The following is a 21,390-nucleotide window of genomic DNA, read 5'->3' as shown; positions in this document are numbered from 1 at the left end:
GTGGGCGCGATCACCGGAACGTTCAAGGGCTTCGGGGTCACCTTCTCGCACATGTTCAGGAAGGTCGTCACCACCGACTACCCGTTCAAGCCGCCGGTTTCGGCGCCGCGCTACCACGGGCGGCACATCCTCAACCGGCACCCGGACGGCCTGGAGAAGTGCATCGGCTGCGAGCTGTGCGCCTGGGCCTGCCCGGCGGACGCGATCTACGTCGAGGGTGGCGACAACACCGACGAGCAGCGGTTCTCGCCGGGTGAGCGGTACGCCAGCGTCTACCAGATCAACTACGCCCGGTGCATCTTCTGCGGGCTCTGCATCGAGGCCTGCCCGACCCGTTCGCTGACCATGAGCAACGAGTACGAGCTGGCCCGGGACAACCGGCAGGACCTGATCTTCACCAAGGAGCAGTTGCTCGCTCCGCTGCTCGAAGGCATGGAGCAGCCGCCGCACCCGATGCGGCTCGGTGACAGCGAGAAGGACTACTACGTCGGCGCGCTGACCAACCCGGGCACCTCGGCCGGTGCCGAGCAGTCGCCGATGGGGCCCGGCCGCTACCAGGTCGAGGAGCACCCCGGGGTGACCTTCCCGGGTGCCGAGCAGGCGGCCCAGCGGGCGGCGGGCAAGGGAGCCGGAGCATGAACACGTCCACGGTGCTCGCCGCGGCGGGCCAGGTGTCCGGGGGTGAGGAGGTCACCTTCTGGATCCTCGCCCCGCTGGCGCTGATCGGCGCGATCGGCATGGTCTGGGCGCGCAACGCCGTGCACTCGGCGCTGTTCCTGGTGCTCACCATGCTCTGCCTGGGCGTGTTCTACGTGCTCCAGGCCGGGCCGTTCATCGGCATGGTGCAGATCATCGTCTACACCGGCGCGATCATGATGCTGTTCCTGTTCGTGCTGATGCTGGTCGGCCGGGACGCCTCCGACTCGCTGATCGAGACGCTGCGCGGCCAGCGGGTCGCCGCCGTGGTGCTCGGGCTCGGCTTCGCCGGGCTGGTCGGCACCGGCCTGTACCGGGCGCTGAACGGGGTCACCGCGGTCGGCCTGGACCAGGCCAACGCGGAGGGCAACGTGCAGGGCATCGCCCGGCTGCTGTTCACCAAGTACGTCCTCGCCTTCGAGTTGACCTCCGCGCTGCTGATCACGGCGGCGATCGGGGCGATGGTGCTGGCGCACATCGAGCGGCGCAAGGAAGACAAGATGGACCAGGTCGCCACGATGAAGGCCCGGTTCCGCCCCGGCAACTACCCGGGCCCGAAGCCCGGTCCGGGCGTCTTCGCCACCTCCTCCTCGGTGGCCACCCCGGCCCGGCTGCCCGACGGCCGGCTGACCGACCGCAGCACCCCGGCGATCCTGCCGCAGCGGGAGCTGACCGCCGAGGAAACCACCCTGAAGGGGACGGAACGGTGAGCGCGAGGAGTGCAGCGAAGCGGAGCCCCGCAGTCGCGAACGAAAGGTCGGTCCGGTGACCCCCGACTACTACCTGATCCTGGCCGCGGTGCTGTTCACCGTCGGCGCGGTCGGCGTGCTGGTGCGGCGTAACGCGATCGTGCTGTTCATGTGCGTCGAGCTGATGCTCAACGCGGCCAACCTGACGCTGGTCACCTTCAGCCGGATCAACGGTGACCTCAACGGACAGATCATGGCGTTCTTCGTGATGGTGGTGGCGGCGGCCGAGGTCGTGGTCGGGCTCGCGATCATCATGTCGATCTTCCGGACCCGGCGCTCCGCGAGCGTCGACGACGCCAACCTGCTGAAGTACTAAAGGGGCCCTGCGGTGGATGAGATTCTGACGTACGCCCAGGCAGAGCCGGCCGGCACCGTCACCTACGCGGCGGCGGACGGCCTGCTGAGCAGCGTCTGGCTGCTGGTGGCGATCCCGTTGGCCAGCGCGGCGATCCTGCTGCTGCTCGGCCGGCGGGCCGACCGCTGGGGGCACTGGCTGGGCGTGGCCGCGATCGGCGCCGCGTTCGTGCTGGGGCTCACCTCGTTCTTCCAGCTGCGCGGGCTGGAGAACAAGTCCGTCGAGCTGAGCCTCTGGGACTTCATCACGGTCGGCGACCTGCGGGTGGACTTCGGTCTGCTCTTCGACCCGCTGGCCGCGGTCTTCGTCCTGCTGATCACCGGGGTGGGCTTCCTGATCCACCTCTACGCGGTCGAGTACATGGCGCACGACGAGGGCCGGCGACGGTTCTTCGCGTACTTCAACCTATTCGTCGCCGCGATGCTGCTGCTGGTGCTCGGCAACAACTACGTGATGCTCTACTTCGGCTGGGAGGGCGTCGGTCTGGCGTCGTACCTGCTGATCTCCTTCTGGTACGGGCGGCCGAGCGCGGCCACCGCCGGTAAGAAGGCGTTCCTGATGAACCGGGTCGGCGACGCCGGCCTGGCGATCGGCATCTTCATCCTGTTCGCCACCCTCGGCACCACCCAGTACGACGAGGTCTTCTCCTCCGTCGGCGGGCTGGCCAGCGGCACGGTGCTGGTGCTGGGCCTGCTGCTGCTGCTCGGCGCGGCCGGCAAGTCGGGTCAGTTCCCGCTCCAGGCGTGGCTGCCGGACGCGATGGAGGGCCCGACCCCGGTGTCGGCGCTCATCCACGCCGCCACCATGGTCACCGCGGGCGTCTACCTGATCGCCCGGTCCAACCCGATCTTCTCGGCCAACGAGACCCTCCAGCTCGTGGTGGTCAGCGTCGGCGCGCTGACCCTGCTGATGGGCTGCGTCATCGGCGCGGCCAAGGACGACATCAAGCGGGTGCTGGCCTGGTCGACGGTCAGCCAGATCGGCTACATGTTCCTCGGCGTGGGCCTCGGCGGCGCGGCGTACGCGCTGGCCATCGTGCACCTGCTGGCGCACGGCTTCTTCAAGGCCAACATGTTCCTCGGTGCCGGCTCGGTGATGCACGGCATGAACGACCAGGTGGACATCCGCCGCTTCGGCGGGCTGTCGAAGTACATGAAGATCACCTGGATCACCTTCATGATGGGCTGGCTCGCCATCATCGGCATGTTCCCGTTCTCCGGCTTCTTCTCCAAGGAGCCGATCATCGTGGCCGCGTTCGAGCGGGAGGGCTGGACGGCCTGGCTGTTCGGCGGGGCGGCGCTGCTCGGCGCGGGGCTGACCGCCTTCTACATGACCCGGTTGTTCGTGCTGACCTTCCACGGCCCGAAGCGGTGGACCGAGGACATCGAGCACCCGCACGAGTCGCCGAAGCTGATGACCATCCCGCTGATCCTGCTGGCGATCGGCTCGGTCGGTGCCGGTTTCCTGCTCGCCACCTCCGTACCGGACTGGCTGACCGCCACCGCCGGGCTGGGCGGCGAGCACGCCGAGCACGCGGCGGTGCTGCCGCACTGGCTGCTGACCACGCTGTCGCTGGTGGTGACGGTGCTCGGCGCCGGTCTGGCCTGGGCGCTGTTCCGCAACGGCACGGCCACCGCGCCGCAGCCCGCCGGGGTGCTGGTCACCGCCGCCCGGCGCAACCTCTACACGGACGCCTTCAACGAGGTGGTCTTCGAGAAGCCGGGCATCTTCCTCACCCGGGCGCTGGTCTTCCTCGACAACCGGGGCGTCGACGGGCTGGTCAACGGCCTGGCCGCCGGGGTCGGGGGCGGTTCGGGTCGGCTCCGGCGGTGGCAGACCGGCTTCGTCCGGTCGTACGCCACCTCGATCCTGACCGGCGCGCTGCTCGTGGTGGCGGCGTTCCTGGCGGTGCAGGCGGGGTGGCTGGCGTGATCGACCTCAATGCGACCGCCCCCGCCGGCGGGCCCCGCATCCACGACGGAGGTAAGGCCGCATAATGTCCAACTTCCCGTTCCTCTCGGTGCTGACCGTGGCACCGCTGGTCGGCGCCCTGGTCGTGGCCTTCCTGCCGCGTCGCCGGCCCGACCTGGCCAAGCAGGTGGCGTTCGGCTGGTCGCTGCTGGTGCTGGCGCTGTCGGTGGTGATGTGGGTCTCCTTCTCCGCCGACGGTGACCGGCTCCAGTTCCGCGAGTCGTACCCGTGGATCCCCACCTGGGACGTCAACTTCACCTTCGCCGTCGACGGCATCGCGCTGGTCATGCTGATGCTGATCGCGGTGCTGGTGCCGCTGGTGATCCTGGCCTCCTGGCACGACGCCGACGCCTCGAAGCGGTCGGTGCCTGCCTACTTCGCCCTGCTGCTCGTCCTCGAATCCACGATGATCGGCGTCTTCGCCGCCGCCGACGTCTTCCTGTTCTACGTGTTCTTCGAGGTCATGCTGGTGCCGATGTACTTCCTGATCGGCAGCTACGGCGGCCACCAGCGGCAGTACGCGGCGGTGAAGTTCTTCCTCTACTCGCTGGTCGGCGGGCTGTTCATGCTGGCCGCCGTGATCGGCCTGTGGGTGGTCGGCGGCAAGACCTTCGACTGGCAGGCGCTGACCCAGGTGGACATCTCCACCGGCACCGAGCGCTGGCTGTTCCTCGGCTTCTTCCTCGCCTTCGCGATCAAGGCGCCGTTCTTCCCGTTCCACACCTGGCTTCCGGACGCCGGTCGGGCCGCCCCGGCGGGTGCCGCCGCGCTGCTGGTCGGCGTGCTGGACAAGGTCGGCACGTTCGGCATCCTGCGGTACTGCCTGCCGCTGTTCCCGGAGGCGTCGAAGTGGTTCGCCCCGTGGGCGCTGGCGCTGGGCCTGATCGGCATCCTGTACGCCGCGTTGCTGGCCGTCGGCCAGTCCGACCTGAAGCGGCTGGTGTCGTACACCTCGATCGCGCACTTCGGGTTCATCGGGGTCGGCATCTTCGCCTTCACCACGCAGGCGGGCACCGGCGCGGTGCTCTACATGCTCAACCACGGGCTCGCCACCGGCCTGCTGTTCCTGGTCGTCGGGATGCTCATCGCCCGCCGGGGATCGTCGCTGATCTCCGACTTCGGCGGGGCGGGCAAGCTGGTCCCGCTGCTGGCCGGGGTGCTCTTCTTCGCCGGTCTGGCCTCGCTGGCGCTGCCCGGCACCGCGCCGTTCGTATCCGAGTTCCTGGTGCTGATCGGCACCTTCACGGTGAACAAGCCGGTCGCGGTGATCGCCACGCTGGGCATCGTCCTGGCCGCCGCGTACGTGCTGTGGATGGTGCAGCGCACCACCCAGGGCACGCTCAACCCGGAGTTGACCGAGGTCAAGGCGATGCACCGCGACCTCACCCTGCGCGAGAAGGCCGTGGTCGCCCCGCTGATCGCCCTGATCGTGCTGCTCGGCTTCTACCCCAAGCCGGTCACCGATGTGATCAACCCCGCCGTCCAGGCGACCATGCAGGACGTCGGCAAGACCGATCCCGCCCCTGAGGTCGGCAGCGTCCAGGAGGCTGCGCAGTGAGCCCCGCAGTCGCGAACGAAAGGCGGCATCCGCAGTGACCGAACTCAAGTTGCCGTCGATCGACTACGCGGCGATCGCCCCGATCCTGATCATGCTGGGGGTGGCCCTGCTCGGCGTCCTGGTGGAGGCGTTCGTGCCGCGTCGCCGCCGGCACCTGGTGCAGCTCTCGCTGTCCCTGCTGGCGGTGCTCGCCGCGCTGGTGATGGTGGTGCTCAGCGCCGACGCCCGGCTGGTCACGGCGGGTGGGGCGCTGGCGGTGGACGGCCCCACCCTCTTCCTCCAGGGCACCATCCTGGTGCTCGCCGCGATGGCGCTGCTGCTGATCGGTGAGCGGTCGGTGGAGCGCGGCGGTGCGTTCGTCGCCCAGGCGGCGGTGACCGCCGAGTCGGCCGACGACCGGCAGCAGGCCGAGGGACGCAACGGGGCGACCGAGGTCTACCCGCTGACCAGCTTCGCGATCGGCGGCATGCTGATCTTCGTGGCGGCGAACGACCTGCTGACCATGTTCATCGCGCTGGAGGTCTTCTCCCTGCCGCTCTACCTGCTCTGCGCGCTGGCCCGTCGCCGGCGGCTGCTGAGCCAGGAGGCGGCGATGAAGTACTTCCTGCTCGGCGCGTACGCCTCGGCGTTCTTCCTGTTCGGCGTGGCCCTGGTGTACGGCTTCACCGCCGGCATCCCGGGCCGTTCGGCAGGCGTCGACTTCGCCACCGTGCACGCCGCGGTGAACGAGTCCCCGTCCAGCGAGGTGCTGCTGTTCGCCGGGATGGCGCTGATCGCCATCGGCCTGCTGTTCAAGGCCGCCGCCGCCCCGTTCCACGTCTGGACCCCGGACGTCTACCAGGGTGCGCCCACCCCGGTCACCGGCTTCATGGCGGCCTGCACGAAGGTGGCCGCGTTCGGTGCCCTGCTGCGGGTCTTCCACGTGGCGTTCGACCAGGCGGCCTGGGACTTCACCCCGGTCCTCGGGGTGGTGGCGGTGCTCACCATGCTGATCGGCGCGGTGCTGGCGGTCACCCAGACGGACATCAAGCGGCTGCTGGCGTACTCGTCGATCGCCAACGCCGGGTACCTGCTCGTCGGGGTGCTCGCCCCGACCGGCGCGGGCGTCTCCGGCACGATGTTCTACCTGGCCGCGTACGGCTTCTCGGTGCTCGCCGCGTTCGCCGTGGTGACCCTGGTCCGGGACGCCGACGGGGAGGCCACCCACCTGTCCCGCTGGGCCGGGCTGGGCCGCCGCTCGCCGTTCTACGCCGGGGTGTTCACCTTCATCCTGCTGGCCTTCGCCGGTATCCCGTTGACCAGCGGCTTCATGAGCAAGTTCGCGGTCTTCGGCCCGGCGCTGGAGAGCGGGCACGCCTGGCTGGTGGTGGCGGGTGTGCTGACCAGCATGGTGCTGGCCTTCCCGTACCTGCGGGTCGTGGTGATGATGTGGCTCTCCGAGCCGGGTGAGACCACCCCGACCGTCGCGGTGCCCGGTGGGCTGACCGCCACCGCGCTGATGATCGGGGTGGCCGCCACCCTGATCCTCGGCGTGCTGCCGGCGCCGCTGCTCGACCTGGCGACGGATGCCGCAGCATTCGTCAGGTGATCCGTTCCGTACGGCCGTGGGGCCGGCGCGCGCAGGCGTGCCGGCCCCACGGCCGTATCCCCCGGCCGGAGCAGGTCGAACGGGTGTGGCATGGTTGATGGCGTGGTGATTCCGACGGGGGAGCGTTCAGGTGCCGTCGGCTCCGGTGGTCGTCGGGGCCGGGCGGGCACGGGTCAGGTCGGCGCACTCGGCGTGCACCTGGCCGATCCGCGGGTCGAGGCGTCCGTGCTGGGCCTGCTGGACGACGTCGAGGTGGAACTGCGGGCCAGCGTGTCCAGCGCCGACCCGCTCGTCACCGAGGCGGCCCGGCACCTGGTCGAGGCGGGCGGCAAGCGGTTCCGGCCGTTGCTGGTGGCGCTGGGCGCCCAGTTCGGCGACCCGGCGGGCCCGCAGGTGGTGCCGGCGGCCGTGGTGATGGAACTCACCCACCTCGCCACCCTCTACCACGACGACGTGATGGACGAGGCCGCCGTGCGGCGGGGCGCCCCAAGCGCGAACTCCCGCTGGACCAACTCGGTGGCCATCCTGGTCGGCGACTACCTCTTCGCGCGGGCCGCCGACATCGCCGCCGACCTCGGTCCGGAGGCGGTACGGCTCCAGGCGCGCACCTTCGCCCGGCTCGTGCACGGGCAGATCGCCGAGACCGTCGGCCCCCGCACGGAGGACCCGGTCGACCACTACCTGCGGGTGATCGCCGACAAGACGGGCTCGCTGATCGCCACCTCGGCCCGGTTCGGCGGCATGTTCGGTGGGGCGACCGGGGAGCACACCGAGGCCCTCGCCGGCTACGGCGAGACCATCGGGGTGGCCTTCCAGCTCTCCGACGACCTGCTCGACATCGCCTCCGAGTCGGTGCAGTCGGGTAAGACACCCGGCACCGACCTGCGGGAGGGGGTGCCGACCCTGCCGGTGCTCTACGCGCTGGCCGGCGACGACTCCGACGCGGCCTCGGTGCGGCTGCGGGAGATCCTGGCCACCGGCCCGCTGGTCGACGACGCGCTGCACGCCGAGGCGCTCGGGCTGCTGCGGGAGTCCCCGGCGCTCAAGCGGGCCCGGGAGACCGTCCGCAGCTACGCCGAGGACGCCCGCGCCCAGTTGACGCCGCTGCCGCGGATTCCGGCCCGGCAGGCGCTGGAATCGCTCTGCGACTACATCGCCGACCGCACCGGCTGAACCCCGGGCCGCCCGGGTGCGGCCCGTTCAGGGCGCGGCGGAGCGGCGCAGCAGCCGGCTGCCGGTGAGCATGAGGACGGCGGCGAGGAGCATGGCGACCCCGGCGGTCAGCCACATCACCGGGTAGCCGCCGGCCCCGGCGAGCGCACCGAGACCGAGCGGGCCGAGGCAACCGCCGGCGTACACCCCGGTCTGGGTGATCGAGGTGGCGGCGGCCGGGGCCTGCGGGTGCAGCCGGACCACCGCGAAGTTCAGCAGGCCGGGCCACGCCCAGCCCAACCCGAAGCCGAGCACCACCCCGACGGTCAGCGGCACCGCCCCGGCCACCGCCAGCAACCCCAACCCGACGGCCCCGACCACCAGCATCGCGGCGATCAGCGCGACGTGACCGGTGTCCCGCCGGTCGGCCAGCCAGCCGACGCCGATCCGGGCCGCCACGCAGACCGCGCCGCCCAGGGTGAGCACCAGTCCGGCCGGGCCGGGGGCGAGCCCCCGGTGCACCGACGAGTCGACCACGAAGGTGCCCAGCGCGTTGGCGGCCCCCGCCGCGAGGGTGGCCGCCACGCCGACCACCACCAGCGCCGTGGTGGCCCCGCCGCCGCGTTCCGCCGCGCGCTCCCGCACCGGTCCGGCCGGCTGCGGAGGTACGGCCGGCAGCGCGGCCAGCGCGGCCCCGGCGGCGGCCACGAACGCCCAGCGCCAGCCGGCGGTGAGGGCGATCGCCGGTACCGCCGCCCCGGCCAGCAGGGTGGAGGCGGGGATGGCGGCCTGCTTCACCCCGAACGACAGGCCCTGCCGCCGGGCGGGCACGTGCCGGGCCAGTGCGGCGTTGCTGGCGAGTTGGCCGAGCGCGTTGGCGGCGGCGCTGAGCGCGAGCAGGCCGACCAGCACCGGGTACGAGCGGGCCAGGCCGGCGATGGCGAGCAGGCAGCCGGCGGCGAGCAGCACGGCGGCGCGGGCCACCACGGCCGGGCCGACCCGCTCCACCAGCCGGCCCGACGGCACCGAGGCGAGCGCGCTGACGCCGAAGTAGACCGACACGGCCAGGCCCAACCCGGCGGGGGAGAAGCCCAGGTCGTCGCCCATCTGCACGGCGAGCCCGCCGACCAGGAAGACCGGCAGGACGCTGGCGATGGTGGTGGCGACCGCCCCGCCGCCGGCCCGCAGGGGGCGAACGGTCGGCCGGCCCGGCGTACGGCTGAGGGCGGTGTCGGTCATCGTGGCCCAACCTACGCGAGTCGTGTTCCTGACAACGCTCGGCGTGTCGCCCGGGAACCCGCCGTATACCGCCTGATCTGGCATCCTCCACCCGAACGGGCGTTCCGTCTCGGCCGGGTTTTTCATATGGTGTAAGTCCCCGGCTGCGGAGGTGGTTGTGCGTGACCCCCTGGCGGAACCTTCGGATCTGATCCGAAGTGTGTCCCGCGCGCTACGCGTGCTCGAGTCGGTCGGTCGTGCCCCGAAGGGACTGACCGTCAAGCAGATCGCCCGGCGGTGCGAGCTGACCGTCGCCACCACGTACCACCTGGTCCGCACCCTGGCCTACGAGGGCTACGTGATCCGGCGGGAGGACGGCACCTACATCGTCGGCCTGGAGATCGCCGACCGGTACCGGGAACTGGTCACCGCGTTCCGGGGCCCGGCCGCGGTCGGCGAGTCGCTGCGGCGGGCCGCCGTCGACACCGGGTGGAGCCACTACCTGGGCCGGTTCGTCGGCGGCCAGGTGGCGGTCACCGCCGTCGCCGAGGGGGCCCGCTCGCCGTACCTGGAGGACATGGTCCCCGGCTTCGACGAGGGCGCGCACGCCACCGCCCTGGGCAAGGCGCTGCTGGCCACCCTCACCACCGAGCAACGCCTGCGCTACCTGCGCGACTACGGCATGCGGCCGTTCACCACCGCCACCCTGACCAGCCCCGAGGCGTTCGAGGCGGATCTGGCCGCCGGCGACCGGCGGGGCATGCAGCTGGAACTGGGGCAGTTCCGGCAGGGGGTGGCGTGCGCCGCCGTCCTGGTCACCCCGGACAAGGACATGGAACGGCGGGTGGTGCTGGCCTGCGCCCTGCCGGCCAGCGAGATGATGACCTCCGCCCGGGTGGTCCGCGCCAAGCTGCTCACCGCCGCCCGCGCGGTCGCCGACGGCATCGCCGCCGACCTCTGATCCCACCCGACGCACGGGGAAGGCCCCCTCCCGGACCGAAGCGGGAGAGGGCCTTCGCGGCCGGCCCGGCGGGGCCGACCCGGGACGGGCGCGTCAGCTGCCGATCGGGCCGCCGTCGAGCCGCCAGGTGACCACCACGCCCGGCTTGGCGTAGTCGCCGTCCGGCCAGGTCGACGCCGGCTTCTCCACCGACGCGCCGGTGATCTCACCCGGGTGCTGCACGGCCACGAACACCGACCGGTTGTCGCCGGTGATGAACGGCCCGCAGGTCTCCGCACCCAGCGGCACGGTCAGGAACTGCTTCAGGTGCCCCCGCTCCGGCCCCTCGACGGCGGTGGCGAACAGGCCGTCGTTGCTGCCCAACGCGTTGCCGTCGGTGGAGATCCAGAGGTTGCCGGTGGCGTCGAAGGCGACGTTGTCCGGGCAGGAGATCGGCGAGACCTTCGTCTTGTCGTACCCGGCGAAGTAGGTCGACGGGTCGGTCGGGTCACCGGCGACGATCGGCAGCGACCAGGTGAAGGACTCCGCCGTGTTGTCGCCCCGGTCCTCGACCAGCTCCAGGATCTGCCCGTGCTTGTTGAGGTTGCGCGGGTTGATCTCGTCGGCGGCCGGCTTGCCGGCCTTGCCCCGGTCGGTGTTGTTGGTCAGCGCCACGTACACCTTGCCGGTGAGCAGGCTCGGCTCGACGTCCTCCGGCCGGTCCATCTTCGTCGCGCCGACCTTGTCCCCGGCGAGCCGGGTGAAGGTGAGCACGTCGGCGGCGGTCATCCCGTCGACGTACGAGCGGTTGCCGCTGACCAGCCTGATCCACCGTCCGGTGCCGTTGAACGCGCCGTCGGTGGGCAGCCTGCCCGAACCGTCGATCTCGGCGGCGCTGGTCTGGCCGAACTGCGCCACGTAGAGGGTGCCCGACTCCAGCAGGGTCAGGTTGTTCTTGCGGGCCACCCAGGAGTCACCGGGCATGAACTTCTTGTCGGAGACGAACTTGTAGAGGTAGTCGAAGCGCTCGTCGTCGCCCATGTACGCGACCACCCGCTTGTCGCGGGCCACGATCACGTTGGCGCCCTCGTGCTTGAACCGGCCCAGCGCGGTGTGCTTACGCGGGCGGCTCTCCGGGTCGAACGGGTCGATCTCGACGATCCACCCGAACCGGTGCGCCTCGTTGGGGTGCTTCGCCAGGTCGAACCGCTCGTCGGCCCGCTCCCACTTACGGCTGCCGCTGGGGTAGCGGGCGGTGGTGGTGATGCCGTACCTGTCGAACTTCGGCTTCAGCTCGGCGGGCGCGGCGTCGGCGCCGACGAAGTACTGGTTGAAGTTCTCCTCGCCGGAGAGCACCGTCCCCCACGGGGTGACCCCACCGGCGCAGTTGTTCAGGGTGCCGACCACCGTGCGGCCCTTCGGGTCGGCGGCGGTACGCAGCCACGCCGAGCCGGCGGCCGGGCCGGTCAGCTCGAACTTCGTGGCCAGCGCGGTGACCCGCCGGTTGTACGGCCGGCGGCCCTGGCCCACCGCCCGCCACTGCCCGGTGCCGTCGACCCGCTCCAGCTCCACCACGGACATGCCGTGCGCGGCCATCGCCGTGCGCACCTGCTCGACGGTGAGGTTGTCCAGGCCGGTGAAGCCGGGGAACATCAGGTCCTCGTTGGTGTACTCGTGGTTGACCACGAGCAGCGCCCGCCTGCCCCGCCGGTCCAGCGGCAGCACCCCGACGAAGTCGTTGTTGTAGCCGAACTGCTTGGCCTGGGCGGCGGCGGTCTGCCCGTGCAGGTCGAACCGGGGCGCGCCGGGCAGCACCGGGTCACCCCAGCGGATGACCACGTGGTGGTCGTACCCGTTCGGGACGACCAGGGTGTCGAGCTGGTTCGGCGGGATCGGCTTGAAGGTCAGCGCGCCGTTGCCGACGCCGCGCTGCGGCGCGGTCGGGTCGCCGACCTCCGGCAGCACCGGGGTGGCCGGCGCGGCGGCGGCGGGGGCGGCCCCGGCCAGCGCGCCGGCGGCGGCACCGCCGAAGCCGAGCACCAGCGCGCCCACCGCACCCGCCCGGACCACGCCCCGCCGGGTCACCTCACCCTCGACCAGGTCGCCGAAGTAGGTGTTGTCGGAGGTATTGGGTACCGGATGGTCGCAGGCGTTGCCGCAGCGGTACAGGCAGGTCATCGCATCGCGGCTGCCGTGCCGGGTGGTGCCGAGCAGCGGGAGCAGCCGGGGACGGTCGCTCATGGAAAGGAGCCTCCTGGAAGCAGGTCGGTGGCACGCCGTTGTCACCTGCGCGACGTGCGTACCGGCCGGACGCTGCCAGGACGGGGTGAGCGGCCCCCGGACTCGGTGTGAACCGGATGTGAACAGCAGTCACCGCTGAACCGATCGGGGTCACGGCGCGTAATAACCGGCGGACACGTTCGCCGGACCTGTCGGGCGGGAAGCGAGGGGATCACCATCAGCGACCACGACGCCCAACTGCTGCGCGCCCTGCACGACGAGCACGCCGAGGCGCTCTACGCGCACGCGCTGCGGCTGGTCAACGGGGACCGCACCCGGGCCGAGGACCTGGTGCAGGAGACCCTGCTGCGGGCCTGGCGGCACCCCGAGTCGCTGGACCCACGTCGCGGCTCGGTCCGCGCGTGGCTCTTCACGACCGCCCGCAACCTGGCGATCGACGCCTGGCGGCGACGGTCGACCCGGGTCGGCGAGGTGTTCACCGACGACCTGCCCGAGCCACCCGAGACGGTGGACGAAGCGGAGCGCGCGGTGGAGGCCTGGACCATCGCCGAGGCGCTGAGCCGGCTCAGCCCCACCCACCGGGAGGTGCTGGTCGAATGCTTCTACCAGGGCCGTTCGGTGGCCGAGGCGGCAGCCCGGCTGGGGGTGCCACCGGGGACGGTCAAGTCCCGCACCCACTACGCTCTGCGTTCACTACGGTTGGCCCTGGCCGAGATGGGGGTGACCGGATGACCCGCTGCGAGTTCGCACACGACGACGGCGCGTACGTGCTGGGCGCGCTCGCCCCCGCCGACCGGGCCGCCTACGAGCGGCACCTGGCCGGGTGCGCGGCGTGCCGGGACGCGGTGGCCGAGATCGCCGTGCTGCCCGGCCTGCTGGGCCGGCTCGACCCGACCACGCTGGAGGAGTTCCTCCCGCCGCCGCCCGAGGTCAGCCGGGTGCCCGACCTGATCGCCACCGCCCGGGACCGCCGCCGCCGGGAGCGGACCCGCAACCGCCGACGGTACGCGCTGACCGCCCTCGTCGCCGCCGGGTTCGCCCTGGTGCTGGGCGTCGCCGGGGCGTCCGCCCTGCGCCCGGCCCCGACGCCCGCGCCGACCACCCAGGCGGTCCGGATGGTGTCGATGGCGCCGGTGGCGGCCAAGACCCCGGCGGTGCACGCCGAGATCGGGCTGAGCGGCACCAAGTGGGGCACCGAGGTCACCATGCACTGCGGGTACGACGCGACGGCCGGCTACGGCAAGGCGTACACGTTCCGGCTGGTGGCCCGGGGCCCGGACGACGCGACGGAGCAGATCGCCTCCTGGCTGGCCGCTCCCGGCGACGACGTGAACCTGCGCGGGGCGACCCGGTTCACCGACGCCGAACTGGTCCGCCTCGAACTGCTGCGCGCCGACGGGACGCTGGTGCTCAGCTACGACGTCCGCTGAGCCCCGGGGGCCGCGCGGCGGCCGGGAGGCTCAGTGGGCGGTGGCGGGTAGCGGCGCGGCGGCGCGGGCGGCGGCCCGGGTGCGTCGGCCGTTGCGCAGCGCGTCCAGACTGAAGATCACCAGGGCCAGCCAGACCAGGGCGAAACCGGCCAGCCGGGCCGGCGGCATCGGCTCGTGGAAGATCAGCACGCCGCAGCCGAGCTGGAGGACCGGGGCCACGTACTGGAGCATGCCGAGCGCGGTCAGCGGCAGCCGGTTGGCCGCGCCCGCGAACAGCAGCAGCGGGACGGCCGTCACCGCCCCGGCCGCCACCAGCAGCGCGGTGTGCCCGGCCGAGACCCCGCCGAACGTCGACCCGCCCCGGCTCGCCAACCAGCCCAGGTAGCCCAGGGCGGGCAGCGCCAGCACCGCCGACTCGACGAACAGCCCCTCCGCCGCCGGCAGCCCGAGCCGCTTCTTGGCCAACCCGTAGCCGGCGAAGCTGGCCGCCAGGATCAACGCCAGGTAGGGCAGCCGGCCGTAGTCGACGGTGAGCACCGCGACCGCCGCCGCGCCCACCCCGAGCGCCACCCACTGCGCCGGGCGCAGCCGCTCCCGCAGCACCAGCACCCCGAGCAGCACCGACACCAGCGGGTTGATGAAGTAGCCGAGGGCGGTCTCCACCACCCGGGCGGAGTTCACCCCGTAGATGTAGGTGCCCCAGTTCACCGCGATCAGCGCCGCCGCGACGACGATCCCGGCCAGCGTCCGGGGGCGGCGGGCCAGCGACCGCAGGAAGCCGACGTTGCGCAGGGCGGCGAGCAGCAGCGCGACGAACACCACCGACCAGATGATCCGGTGGGCGAGGATCTCCATCGGCCCGGCCGGCTGGAGCAACTTCAGGTAGATCGGGATGAAACCCCAGATCAGGTACGCACCAAAGCCGTAGAGGTAGCCGAGCCGCAGCGGAGTCACGATCCCACCGTAAGGGGTAAGGCCGGATCAGGCTCCTTTCCGGTGAGCGGGGTCACCGCTGGTCCGCCCACTCCATCCACCGGTCCGGGGACGCCTGGGTGAAACCCAGCTTCGCGTACACCCCGTGCGCGTCGGCGGTCGCCAACGCGATCCGGCGTACGCCGTACCCGGCGAGATGGTCGCGGATCGATCCGGCCAGCCAGGTGCCCAGGCCGCGCCCGCGCGCCTCCCGGGCGACGTAGAGGTCGCAGAGCCAGCCGAAGGTGGCCCGGTCGGTGACCACCCGGGCCACCGCGACCTGTGCGCCGTCCTGCGGCCGGTAGACGCCGTACGGGGTCGAGCCGGCAAGGGCCCGCTCCGTCGTCTCCCGGCTGCGCCCCAGCGCCCAGTAGGCGTCGGTGGAGAGCCAGTGGTGCACCCGGTCCCGGTCGATGCGCTCCGGGTCGGTGTCGAGCTGCCAGCCGTCGGGGTGGGTCAACGAGAACACCCCGCCACGCTAGCCCCACCCGGCGGCCGTCCCGCCAGCCAATTCCCGTCCGGTGGCCGTCCCGCCAGCCAGCTTTCCGTCCGGCGGTGCGACGCCGGCCGGCCACCGCCCCGCTGGAGCGGTGGCCGGCGACCGGGTCAGTCGCGGTCGAGGACGGCCCCGAGGATCCAGGTCACGATGCCGACCAGGAGCGCGCCCAGCACCGCCTCGGGCCAGAACCCGTCCACGTGGAACGGCAGGTCCGCCTGCCCGGCGATCCAACTGGTGAGCAGGAACAGCAACCCGTTGACGACCAGGGCGATCAGCCCGAGGGTGAGCAGGTAGAAGCCGCAGCCGACGGTTTTGATGATCGGCTGGAGCACCGCGTTGACCACGCCGAAGATCACCGACACCAGCACCAGGGTGACGATCGCCTCGCCGGCCGAACCGGTGTCGAGCGAGATGCCAGGGATGAGCAGCGTCGCCAGCCAGAAGGCCACCACCGTGGAGCCCAACCGGATCAGAAGACCCTTCAGAAAATCCATGGCCGGGATCGTGCCACGTACGGTCCAGCCAGGGAAACCACCGCAACCCGTGCGGTCAGCGCCGGCCGGGCCGACCGACCAGTTGCGACTCGATCGGGGTGGGTGACAGCAGCGCCCAGCGCAGCGCCCGCCGGTTGACCACCGCGACCATGTCGTCCCGGATGCGGGTCAACCACTCCGCCGCACCGCCCAGCCCCAGCGCGGTGCCCGCCAGGGCGGCCTCCGGCGGGTCGAGGGGTTGCAGCACCGCCAGGTCGGCCCGGCCGAGGGTGTCGACGTCCGCCGGGGTCAACTCGTCCCGCACCACCAGGGTGGACACCCACTCCGCCCCGGGCGGCGGTTCGCCGGCCGCCGTACCCGCGTCGGCCACCACCAGCAGCGGACGCAGCGGGGAACCGGTGACGCCGACCGCCCGCCCGGTGGGGACCACCACCACCCCGCCCTGCTGCCCGCCGACCCCGCGGACGAACGGCTCCCAGGCCCGTGGCCGACCGGTCTGCACCAGCACCCCGGCCCCCAGCGCCAACGCCCGCAACACCAGCAGTTGAGCCGCCGCCAGCCCGCCGACCAGCACCAGCCGGGTGCCCTCGGCACGGAACAGCCGGACGGTCACCGCACCGCCGTGCCGGTTCGCCCCCACCATCAACCCCGCCCCGCCGAGGGTCAGCTCCGGCGGCTCGACCCCCGGCACGGCCACCCCGGGCACCGCCAACGGCAACGTGGCGGCCAGGCCGGGCAACTGCGCGCCGTCGAGTCGACACAGCTCGCCACCGGCGTCGGCGACGAGCCGGCACAACCCCTCGGCGGCGTGTTCCAGCGCGACCGGCGTGGCGGCGGCCAGCCGTACCGTCAGGCAGGTCGGTGCCGCGGTGTCGCCGACGCGCGGGCCGGCCCCGAGCGCGACGGTGGTGGCGGTCGCCGGCAGGGCCAGCAGGCGGGACACCAACCGGCGGCCCGGACCGACCCGGGCGTCCGGCCAGCGGACCAGCCGGAAGGTGGCCTGGTGCTGGTCGCCGGTGCACAGCGTCGACCAGTTCTCGCGCACCGGCCGGCCGGGATCGTGGTGGGCGAGTTCGGCCAGCACCCGCAGCGCGGCGTGCCCGCCCAGCGGACGGGCCGGCAGCGGCCCCACCCGGCGGACGATCCGCCGCACCGTGCCGGCCAGCGCCCGGCGCAGGTCCGCGTCCGACCAGCCGGGTGCCCGCAACACCCGGACGGCGAGCAGGGCCCGCTCCTGACCCGGCAGCCGCCCCTCGGTCAACTGCCGGTACGACGTGCCGGCCGCGCCACCGCCCGCCGCCGGGGCCGGCACGGCGTGCAGCAGCACCTGCACCCGCACCGGCGGCTGCTGCGGCCCGGCCGGCGGCAGCAGCGTGCCGGGTGCCGGCAGCGGGTGGGACCGGTCGCCGAGCAGGTCGCCCGGGTCACCCAGGTCGAGCAGGACGGCCAGCCCGGTGGCGTCGTCGACCACCCCCGCCGGCCCGTCGGCCAACTCCACCCCGGCCAACGCGGCATCGGGGAGCAGCAGGTCCAGCAGGGCCTCCGGGGCGGTGTCGGCGGGCAGGCCGTGCCGGCGGGTGAGGAACCCGGCGGCGGTGCCCCACCATTCGAACAGCCACCGCCCGCGCCAGCGCCCCCAGCCGAGACCGGCCAGGACCACCGCACCGGCCGCGGCCAGCACCGCCGGCACCGGCCCGCGACCGTACGCGGCCACCGGCAGCGCCAGCGCGACCTGCGTGGCGACGACCTGACCGGGGTGTACGGCGGTGCGGGGCCGGGGCGGGCCCTCGGTGGCCCGCCGGAGCGGTCGGTCGGTCGTGCTCGCCGTCACCGCATCTCCTCCGTGTGCCCGTCCGGCACCGACCGCCGGGGTGCCCCACCGCGAACCTCCGGCCGGGACCGGAAAGCGACGGGATTGTGACCCATCGTAGTGGGCTGGCCGGTCCGGTGGGGGTCCTGCCGGCCGGCGTCGGGCGGGTTGTCCACAGGGGAGGCGGGCGGGGTAGCACAACGGCGACGGTGCGACTACCGTCAGCGACTGATTCGCCGACCAGGTCCGTCCGGCCCGTGCCGACGGACGGCGCGCGTCCGCAGTGGACGGCCGGCGGTCGGCCCGACCGGGGAGACGAGGTGACGTCCGGGTGTCCCAGACCCAGGCAGAAGCGGCGGTGATGCAGCACACCGCCACCAGGTTCGAGCAGGTGGACCAGTCGTTGCAGGCCATGCTGACCGGCCTGATGGCCGAGCTGGAGGTGTTGCAGCAGGCCTGGCGGGGCGCCGGCGGGCGCTCCTTCGAGCAGGTCAAGCAGCAGTGGGGGCGGGACCAGGCCGCGCTGCAACGGGCGCTGCGGGAGACCGCGGCGGCCATCCGCACCGCCGGCCGCCAGTACGACGCCTCGGACACCGAGGCCGCCGGCCGGGTCGCCGGCACCAGTCGCGGCATCCAACTGCCGCTCTAACCAGATCCCCGGGGAGGAACGATCCGATGGACCACGGTGTGCTGGTCGTCAACTTCGCCGCGCTGCACCAGGCCGGCGCGGACATCCAGAAGGCTCTGAACACCCTCGACGCGCAGCTCGGCCAGCTCGAACGGGACGCCGCCCCGCTGGTCGCCGGCTGGGACGGCGAGGCCCGCCGGGCGTACGAGCAGCGGCAGGCGCGGTGGCGCTCAGCATCGCAGGATCTCCAGGCGATGCTGCGGGACATCAAACTCGCCGTGGACGACTCCGCCGCCGACTACCTCGACACCGAGAAACGCAACACCGGCCTGTTCCAGTGACCAGGCCACCGGGCGGCCCTCCGGCTGCTCCGGCGACCCGGGCGGCTCGGGCGGCTCGGGCGGCTCCGCGAGGGTGACGCTGCCGACGGTTCTCCGGCGGCGACGGTCGGCCGGTCGACGGTCGGCCGTCGCCGTCAGGCCGGGCCGGCCGGATGCCGCCGTCAGGCCGGGCCGGCCGGATGCCGCCGTCAGGCCGGGCCGGCCGGGTGCCAGCGGCGGCGGACGCCCCGGGGGAGCACCACGGCCAGCAGCACCGCCACCACCACCGTCCCGCCGACGGCCGTGGCGACCAGCAATGCCCGCTGCCGGGCCGCCGCCCGCCGGTGCCCCTGCGCCAGCACCGCCGGGTCGGCCTGCGGCACCGGCAGGGCCGTCGTCGGGCGGCTGACCGGCCGGGGCGCACCACCGGTCTCCACCACCGCCCGGTACGGGTTGAGCACGCCGGCACCGTAACCACCCTCCCGCCCACCCGGTGCCGGATCGGTGGTGCCGACGATCCGGCGGGCCACCTCGGCGGCGTCGAGTTCCGGCCGGTACTGCCGCAGCAGGGCGGCGGTGCCCGCCACGAAGGGGGCGGCGTAACTGGTGCCCTCGGCCCGCCGGTGACCCTGCCCCGGCGCGGCCATCAGCACGTCACCGCCCGGCGCGACCAGATCGACGTACGGGCCGACCTGGGAGAACGGGGCGCGCACGCCGGTCGGGGTGACCGCACCGACACCGAGCACCCCGTCGTACGCCGCCGGATAGGGCAGCGGGTCCCCGCCGTCGTGCAGGTTGCCGGCGGCGGCCACCACGACCACGTCCCGCCGCAGCGCGTAGTCGATCGCCTCGCGGACGGCCGGGTTGTCGGCGTACAGGACGACGGAGAGGTTGAGCACGTCGGCGTCGTGGTCCACCGCCCACCGCACGGCTTGGGCGAAACCGGCGGCGCTGACCGTACGCCCCGCCTCCCGCCCCTCGACGACCTGCTGTTCGCTGACCCGTACCGGCAGGATGCGGGCACCGGGTGCGAGCCCCCGGAAGGCCACCCCGGAGCCCTCCCCGGCGGCGATGATGCTGGCCACCCCGGTGCCGTGACCGGCGCAGTCCCGGGTGCCGTCGCCGCCCGGGTCGAGAAAGTCCGCGCCGTCGAGCACCCGCCCCCGGAGTTGGGGGTGCTGCCGGTCGACGCCCGAGTCGACCACCGCCACGGTGACGCCGGCACCGGTGGCCAGCGGGGTGAGCCGCTGCGGGGCGTACCGTCGCTGGGGCCACGGGGCGGCGGCGACGGGGCGGGCCGGCGCTGGCGGCGTGGCGCAGGCGGGGACGGCGCGGGCCGGGGTGACCGACGCCACGACGGCCGTCGGCGGCACGGCGAGCAGGGCCGCTGCCAGGGTGACGAACGTTCGTCGGCTGCCGGATCGGGGCATCGACCGCCTCCGTATCGTGTCGACTCCGCAACGGGATGTTAGCGCCCGGTCCGTTACCAGGCCGACCGGCCGGTGACCGACTTATCGTGATCTTGTTTTCACCTTGTAGGTTGTACGCGACGCCTGTGGCCTGATCCGGGAGGAGAGGTGGCCGTGACCGACTGGGAGCCGGCTACCGAGGCCGAGACGGCGATGCGCGACGCGCTGCACTCCGGTGACCAGGAGCTCTACTTCCGCATTCTGGCCGGTTCGGAGCTCTTCCTCCCGGTCTCCGGCCAGGCCCTCGCCGGTGCCACGCCGATGGGCTGGGGCACCTGGACCACCGGTGGGCGCACCCACGTCCTGGCCTTCACCTCGGCCGCCGCGATGCACTCCTGTCTCGGCTCCTCCGCCGGCCCCTACCGGCGCAGCCGCTACGCCGACCTGGCCGTCGAGTGGCCCAACCACGAGTGGTGGCTGGCGGTGAACCCCGGCCTGCCGATCGAGGGCTACCTGCCCGCCTGGTTCGTCTCGCAGCTCTCCCGGGGCGACGTCCGGCTGCCCGGTCGCGCCCCGGCGGCGCGGTCCCGGGGGGAGGCCGACCAGACGCCGGTGCGGAGCACGCCCGGCGGGCCGGCCGACGTCGAGCCGACCGCCGACCTCTCCGCCGGCTGGGCCCAGCCCCGGCCGGCGTCGTCCGCCACCGCTCCACCCGCCGGGGGCGGCAGCCGCCCGACGTCTGGCGCGTCGGTGACCGACGAGCGGGGGCGTCCGGTCGCCCCGTCCGGTGGCGGCCCGCGCACCACTACCGCCGGTCCGTCCGACCAGGGCCGACCCGCCTTCCCCGAGCCCCCCGCCGTGCCGGGGACGACCAATGCCGGCTGGCCGGCGGTCCCCCGCCGTCGGCTGCTGGGTGAGGAATCCACCGGCCCGGCCAACGGGCATACCTCGTTCTTCGAGCCGTCCAGTGCCCGGGGTGCCACCCGGTCGCCCCGGGACAACCCGCTGCGCTCGGGTGAGCGGGCGACCCCACCGACCCGGCCCGGGATGGGCGGTCAACCCTTCCCGCGACGCCGCCCCGCACCCACCCAACCGGGCGAGGACGAGGCCGCCCGCGCGTTCCGGGTGACCGATCCGCCGGCCCGCCCCGGCCCCGGCAACGGCGCGTCCCCGGCCGGCCGTTCCCCGGACCCGCTGGCCGAGGAGCCGACCCGGGCCTTCCGGGTGGACCCGCCAGGCGGGGAACCCACCCGGGCCTTCTCCGTCGGCCCGGCGGCGCAGGAGGCGACCCGGGCCTTCCGTACGCCACCGCCGGCGGCGGACGCCACCCAGGCGTTGCCCCGCCGGCAGCCCACCCCGG

At 73.3% G+C, this 21,390-nt stretch carries 20 protein-coding genes; 13 read left to right on the top strand and 7 right to left on the bottom strand.

Annotated features, from left to right (window positions below; translation table 11 throughout):
- The 7 genes from nuoI to B5D80_RS23745 all read left to right on the top strand — a co-directional run bounded on the left by nuoI (position 1) and on the right by B5D80_RS23745 (position 8,090).
- On the top strand, positions 1-639 hold the full coding sequence (gene nuoI, locus B5D80_RS23775; RefSeq protein WP_088646151.1) for an NADH-quinone oxidoreductase subunit NuoI: 639 nt from the start codon (positions 1-3) through the stop codon (positions 637-639).
- Entirely contained in the window at positions 636-1,406 is a 771-nt protein-coding gene (locus B5D80_RS23770) for an NADH-quinone oxidoreductase subunit J (RefSeq protein ID WP_088646150.1), read from the top strand. Before nuoI ends, B5D80_RS23770 begins: the two co-directional genes overlap by 4 nt.
- A 55-nt stretch (positions 1,407-1,461) precedes the next feature.
- Entirely contained in the window at positions 1,462-1,761 is a 300-nt protein-coding gene (gene nuoK / locus B5D80_RS23765; protein WP_067300503.1) for an NADH-quinone oxidoreductase subunit NuoK, read from the top strand.
- Between the two features lie 12 nt (positions 1,762-1,773).
- On the top strand, positions 1,774-3,732 hold the full coding sequence (gene nuoL / locus B5D80_RS23760) for an NADH-quinone oxidoreductase subunit L (protein ID WP_088646149.1): 1,959 nt from the start codon (positions 1,774-1,776) through the stop codon (positions 3,730-3,732).
- A 64-nt stretch (positions 3,733-3,796) separates the two neighbouring features.
- The gene (locus tag B5D80_RS23755) at positions 3,797-5,329 is read left to right on the top strand and encodes an NADH-quinone oxidoreductase subunit M (protein ID WP_088646148.1); all 1,533 of its coding nucleotides are present in this window, start codon (positions 3,797-3,799) and stop codon (positions 5,327-5,329) included.
- Positions 5,330-5,363: 34 nt separating this feature from the next.
- The gene (nuoN, locus tag B5D80_RS23750; protein WP_088646147.1) at positions 5,364-6,917 is read left to right on the top strand and encodes an NADH-quinone oxidoreductase subunit NuoN; all 1,554 of its coding nucleotides are present in this window, start codon (positions 5,364-5,366) and stop codon (positions 6,915-6,917) included.
- 90 nt (positions 6,918-7,007) lie between these two features.
- Complete coding sequence (locus tag B5D80_RS23745; protein ID WP_088646146.1) at positions 7,008-8,090, top strand: polyprenyl synthetase family protein; 1,083 nt, start codon at positions 7,008-7,010, stop codon at positions 8,088-8,090.
- A gap of 27 nt (positions 8,091-8,117) precedes the next feature.
- Here the strand turns inward: B5D80_RS23745 and B5D80_RS23740 are convergent, their stop codons facing one another.
- Complete coding sequence (locus B5D80_RS23740) at positions 8,118-9,308, bottom strand: MFS transporter (RefSeq protein ID WP_088646145.1); 1,191 nt, start codon at positions 9,306-9,308, stop codon at positions 8,118-8,120.
- Positions 9,309-9,465: 157 nt separating this feature from the next.
- On the opposite strand from B5D80_RS23740, the gene B5D80_RS23735 reads away from it, so the two are divergent.
- The gene (locus B5D80_RS23735; protein ID WP_088646144.1) at positions 9,466-10,248 is read left to right on the top strand and encodes an IclR family transcriptional regulator; all 783 of its coding nucleotides are present in this window, start codon (positions 9,466-9,468) and stop codon (positions 10,246-10,248) included.
- A 93-nt stretch (positions 10,249-10,341) separates the two neighbouring features.
- Here the strand turns inward: B5D80_RS23735 and B5D80_RS23730 are convergent, their stop codons facing one another.
- Positions 10,342-12,468: a PhoX family protein gene (locus tag B5D80_RS23730; RefSeq protein ID WP_088646143.1), complete on the bottom strand. Its 2,127-nt coding sequence runs from the start codon at positions 12,466-12,468 to the stop codon at positions 10,342-10,344.
- A 237-nt stretch (positions 12,469-12,705) separates the two neighbouring features.
- On the opposite strand from B5D80_RS23730, the gene B5D80_RS23725 reads away from it, so the two are divergent.
- Complete coding sequence (locus B5D80_RS23725) at positions 12,706-13,200, top strand: sigma-70 family RNA polymerase sigma factor (protein WP_245854939.1); 495 nt, start codon at positions 12,706-12,708, stop codon at positions 13,198-13,200.
- Positions 13,197-13,898 (top strand): anti-sigma factor family protein, encoded by a 702-nt coding sequence (locus B5D80_RS23720; protein WP_088646141.1) that lies wholly within the window; start codon positions 13,197-13,199, stop codon positions 13,896-13,898. Before B5D80_RS23725 ends, B5D80_RS23720 begins: the two co-directional genes overlap by 4 nt.
- Positions 13,899-13,928: 30 nt before the next feature.
- Here the strand turns inward: B5D80_RS23720 and rarD are convergent, their stop codons facing one another.
- The 4 genes from rarD to eccE form a co-directional block, all read right to left on the bottom strand.
- Positions 13,929-14,852 carry an EamA family transporter RarD gene (rarD, locus tag B5D80_RS23715; protein ID WP_088646140.1) on the bottom strand — a complete coding sequence of 308 codons (924 nt, stop codon included), beginning with the start codon at positions 14,850-14,852 and terminating at the stop codon, positions 13,929-13,931.
- 52 nt (positions 14,853-14,904) lie between these two features.
- Positions 14,905-15,339, bottom strand: a complete 435-nt coding sequence (locus B5D80_RS23710) for a GNAT family N-acetyltransferase (protein ID WP_088646139.1) — start codon at positions 15,337-15,339, stop codon at positions 14,905-14,907.
- A gap of 137 nt (positions 15,340-15,476) precedes the next feature.
- Positions 15,477-15,863 (bottom strand): phage holin family protein, encoded by a 387-nt coding sequence (locus tag B5D80_RS23705; RefSeq protein ID WP_088646138.1) that lies wholly within the window; start codon positions 15,861-15,863, stop codon positions 15,477-15,479.
- Between the two features lie 55 nt (positions 15,864-15,918).
- Entirely contained in the window at positions 15,919-17,694 is a 1,776-nt protein-coding gene (eccE, locus tag B5D80_RS23700; protein ID WP_245854938.1) for a type VII secretion protein EccE, read from the bottom strand.
- 310 nt (positions 17,695-18,004) lie between these two features.
- On the opposite strand from eccE, the gene B5D80_RS23695 reads away from it, so the two are divergent.
- Positions 18,005-18,322 (top strand): WXG100 family type VII secretion target, encoded by a 318-nt coding sequence (locus B5D80_RS23695; RefSeq protein WP_088646136.1) that lies wholly within the window; start codon positions 18,005-18,007, stop codon positions 18,320-18,322.
- 26 nt (positions 18,323-18,348) lie between these two features.
- Positions 18,349-18,642 carry a WXG100 family type VII secretion target gene (locus B5D80_RS23690; RefSeq protein WP_088646135.1) on the top strand — a complete coding sequence of 98 codons (294 nt, stop codon included), beginning with the start codon at positions 18,349-18,351 and terminating at the stop codon, positions 18,640-18,642.
- A gap of 188 nt (positions 18,643-18,830) precedes the next feature.
- On the opposite strand, the gene mycP is transcribed toward B5D80_RS23690, so the two are convergent.
- Complete coding sequence (gene mycP / locus B5D80_RS23685; protein WP_088646134.1) at positions 18,831-20,051, bottom strand: type VII secretion-associated serine protease mycosin; 1,221 nt, start codon at positions 20,049-20,051, stop codon at positions 18,831-18,833.
- Positions 20,052-20,204: 153 nt separating this feature from the next.
- Between mycP and B5D80_RS23680 the strand changes: the two genes are divergently transcribed.
- A partial coding sequence (locus B5D80_RS23680; protein ID WP_483869379.1) for an SseB family protein occupies positions 20,205-21,390 on the top strand: 1,186 nt, incomplete at its 3' end.

The organism is Micromonospora wenchangensis (genome assembly GCF_002210435.1).
GTDB lineage: Bacteria > Actinomycetota > Actinomycetes > Mycobacteriales > Micromonosporaceae > Micromonospora > Micromonospora wenchangensis.
Note: the sequence above shows the minus strand (reverse complement) of the source record. Positions and strands in the feature narration are given on the sequence as shown.

What these genes read in the sequence shown, in the direction of transcription:
- mycP (WP_088646134.1), bottom strand. Translation starts at nt 20,051, where the DNA reads ATGCCCCGATCCGGCAGCCGACGAACGTTCGTCACCCTGGCAGCGGCC.
- B5D80_RS23730 (WP_088646143.1), bottom strand. Translation starts at nt 12,468, where the DNA reads ATGAGCGACCGTCCCCGGCTGCTCCCGCTGCTCGGCACCACCCGGCAC.
- B5D80_RS23770 (WP_088646150.1), top strand. Translation starts at nt 636, where the DNA reads ATGAACACGTCCACGGTGCTCGCCGCGGCGGGCCAGGTGTCCGGGGGT.
- B5D80_RS23705 (WP_088646138.1), bottom strand. Translation starts at nt 15,863, where the DNA reads ATGGATTTTCTGAAGGGTCTTCTGATCCGGTTGGGCTCCACGGTGGTG.
- B5D80_RS23690 (WP_088646135.1), top strand. Translation starts at nt 18,349, where the DNA reads ATGGACCACGGTGTGCTGGTCGTCAACTTCGCCGCGCTGCACCAGGCC.
- B5D80_RS23755 (WP_088646148.1), top strand. Translation starts at nt 3,797, where the DNA reads ATGTCCAACTTCCCGTTCCTCTCGGTGCTGACCGTGGCACCGCTGGTC.
- B5D80_RS23745 (WP_088646146.1), top strand. Translation starts at nt 7,008, where the DNA reads ATGGTTGATGGCGTGGTGATTCCGACGGGGGAGCGTTCAGGTGCCGTC.
- B5D80_RS23720 (WP_088646141.1), top strand. Translation starts at nt 13,197, where the DNA reads ATGACCCGCTGCGAGTTCGCACACGACGACGGCGCGTACGTGCTGGGC.
- B5D80_RS23740 (WP_088646145.1), bottom strand. Translation starts at nt 9,308, where the DNA reads ATGACCGACACCGCCCTCAGCCGTACGCCGGGCCGGCCGACCGTTCGC.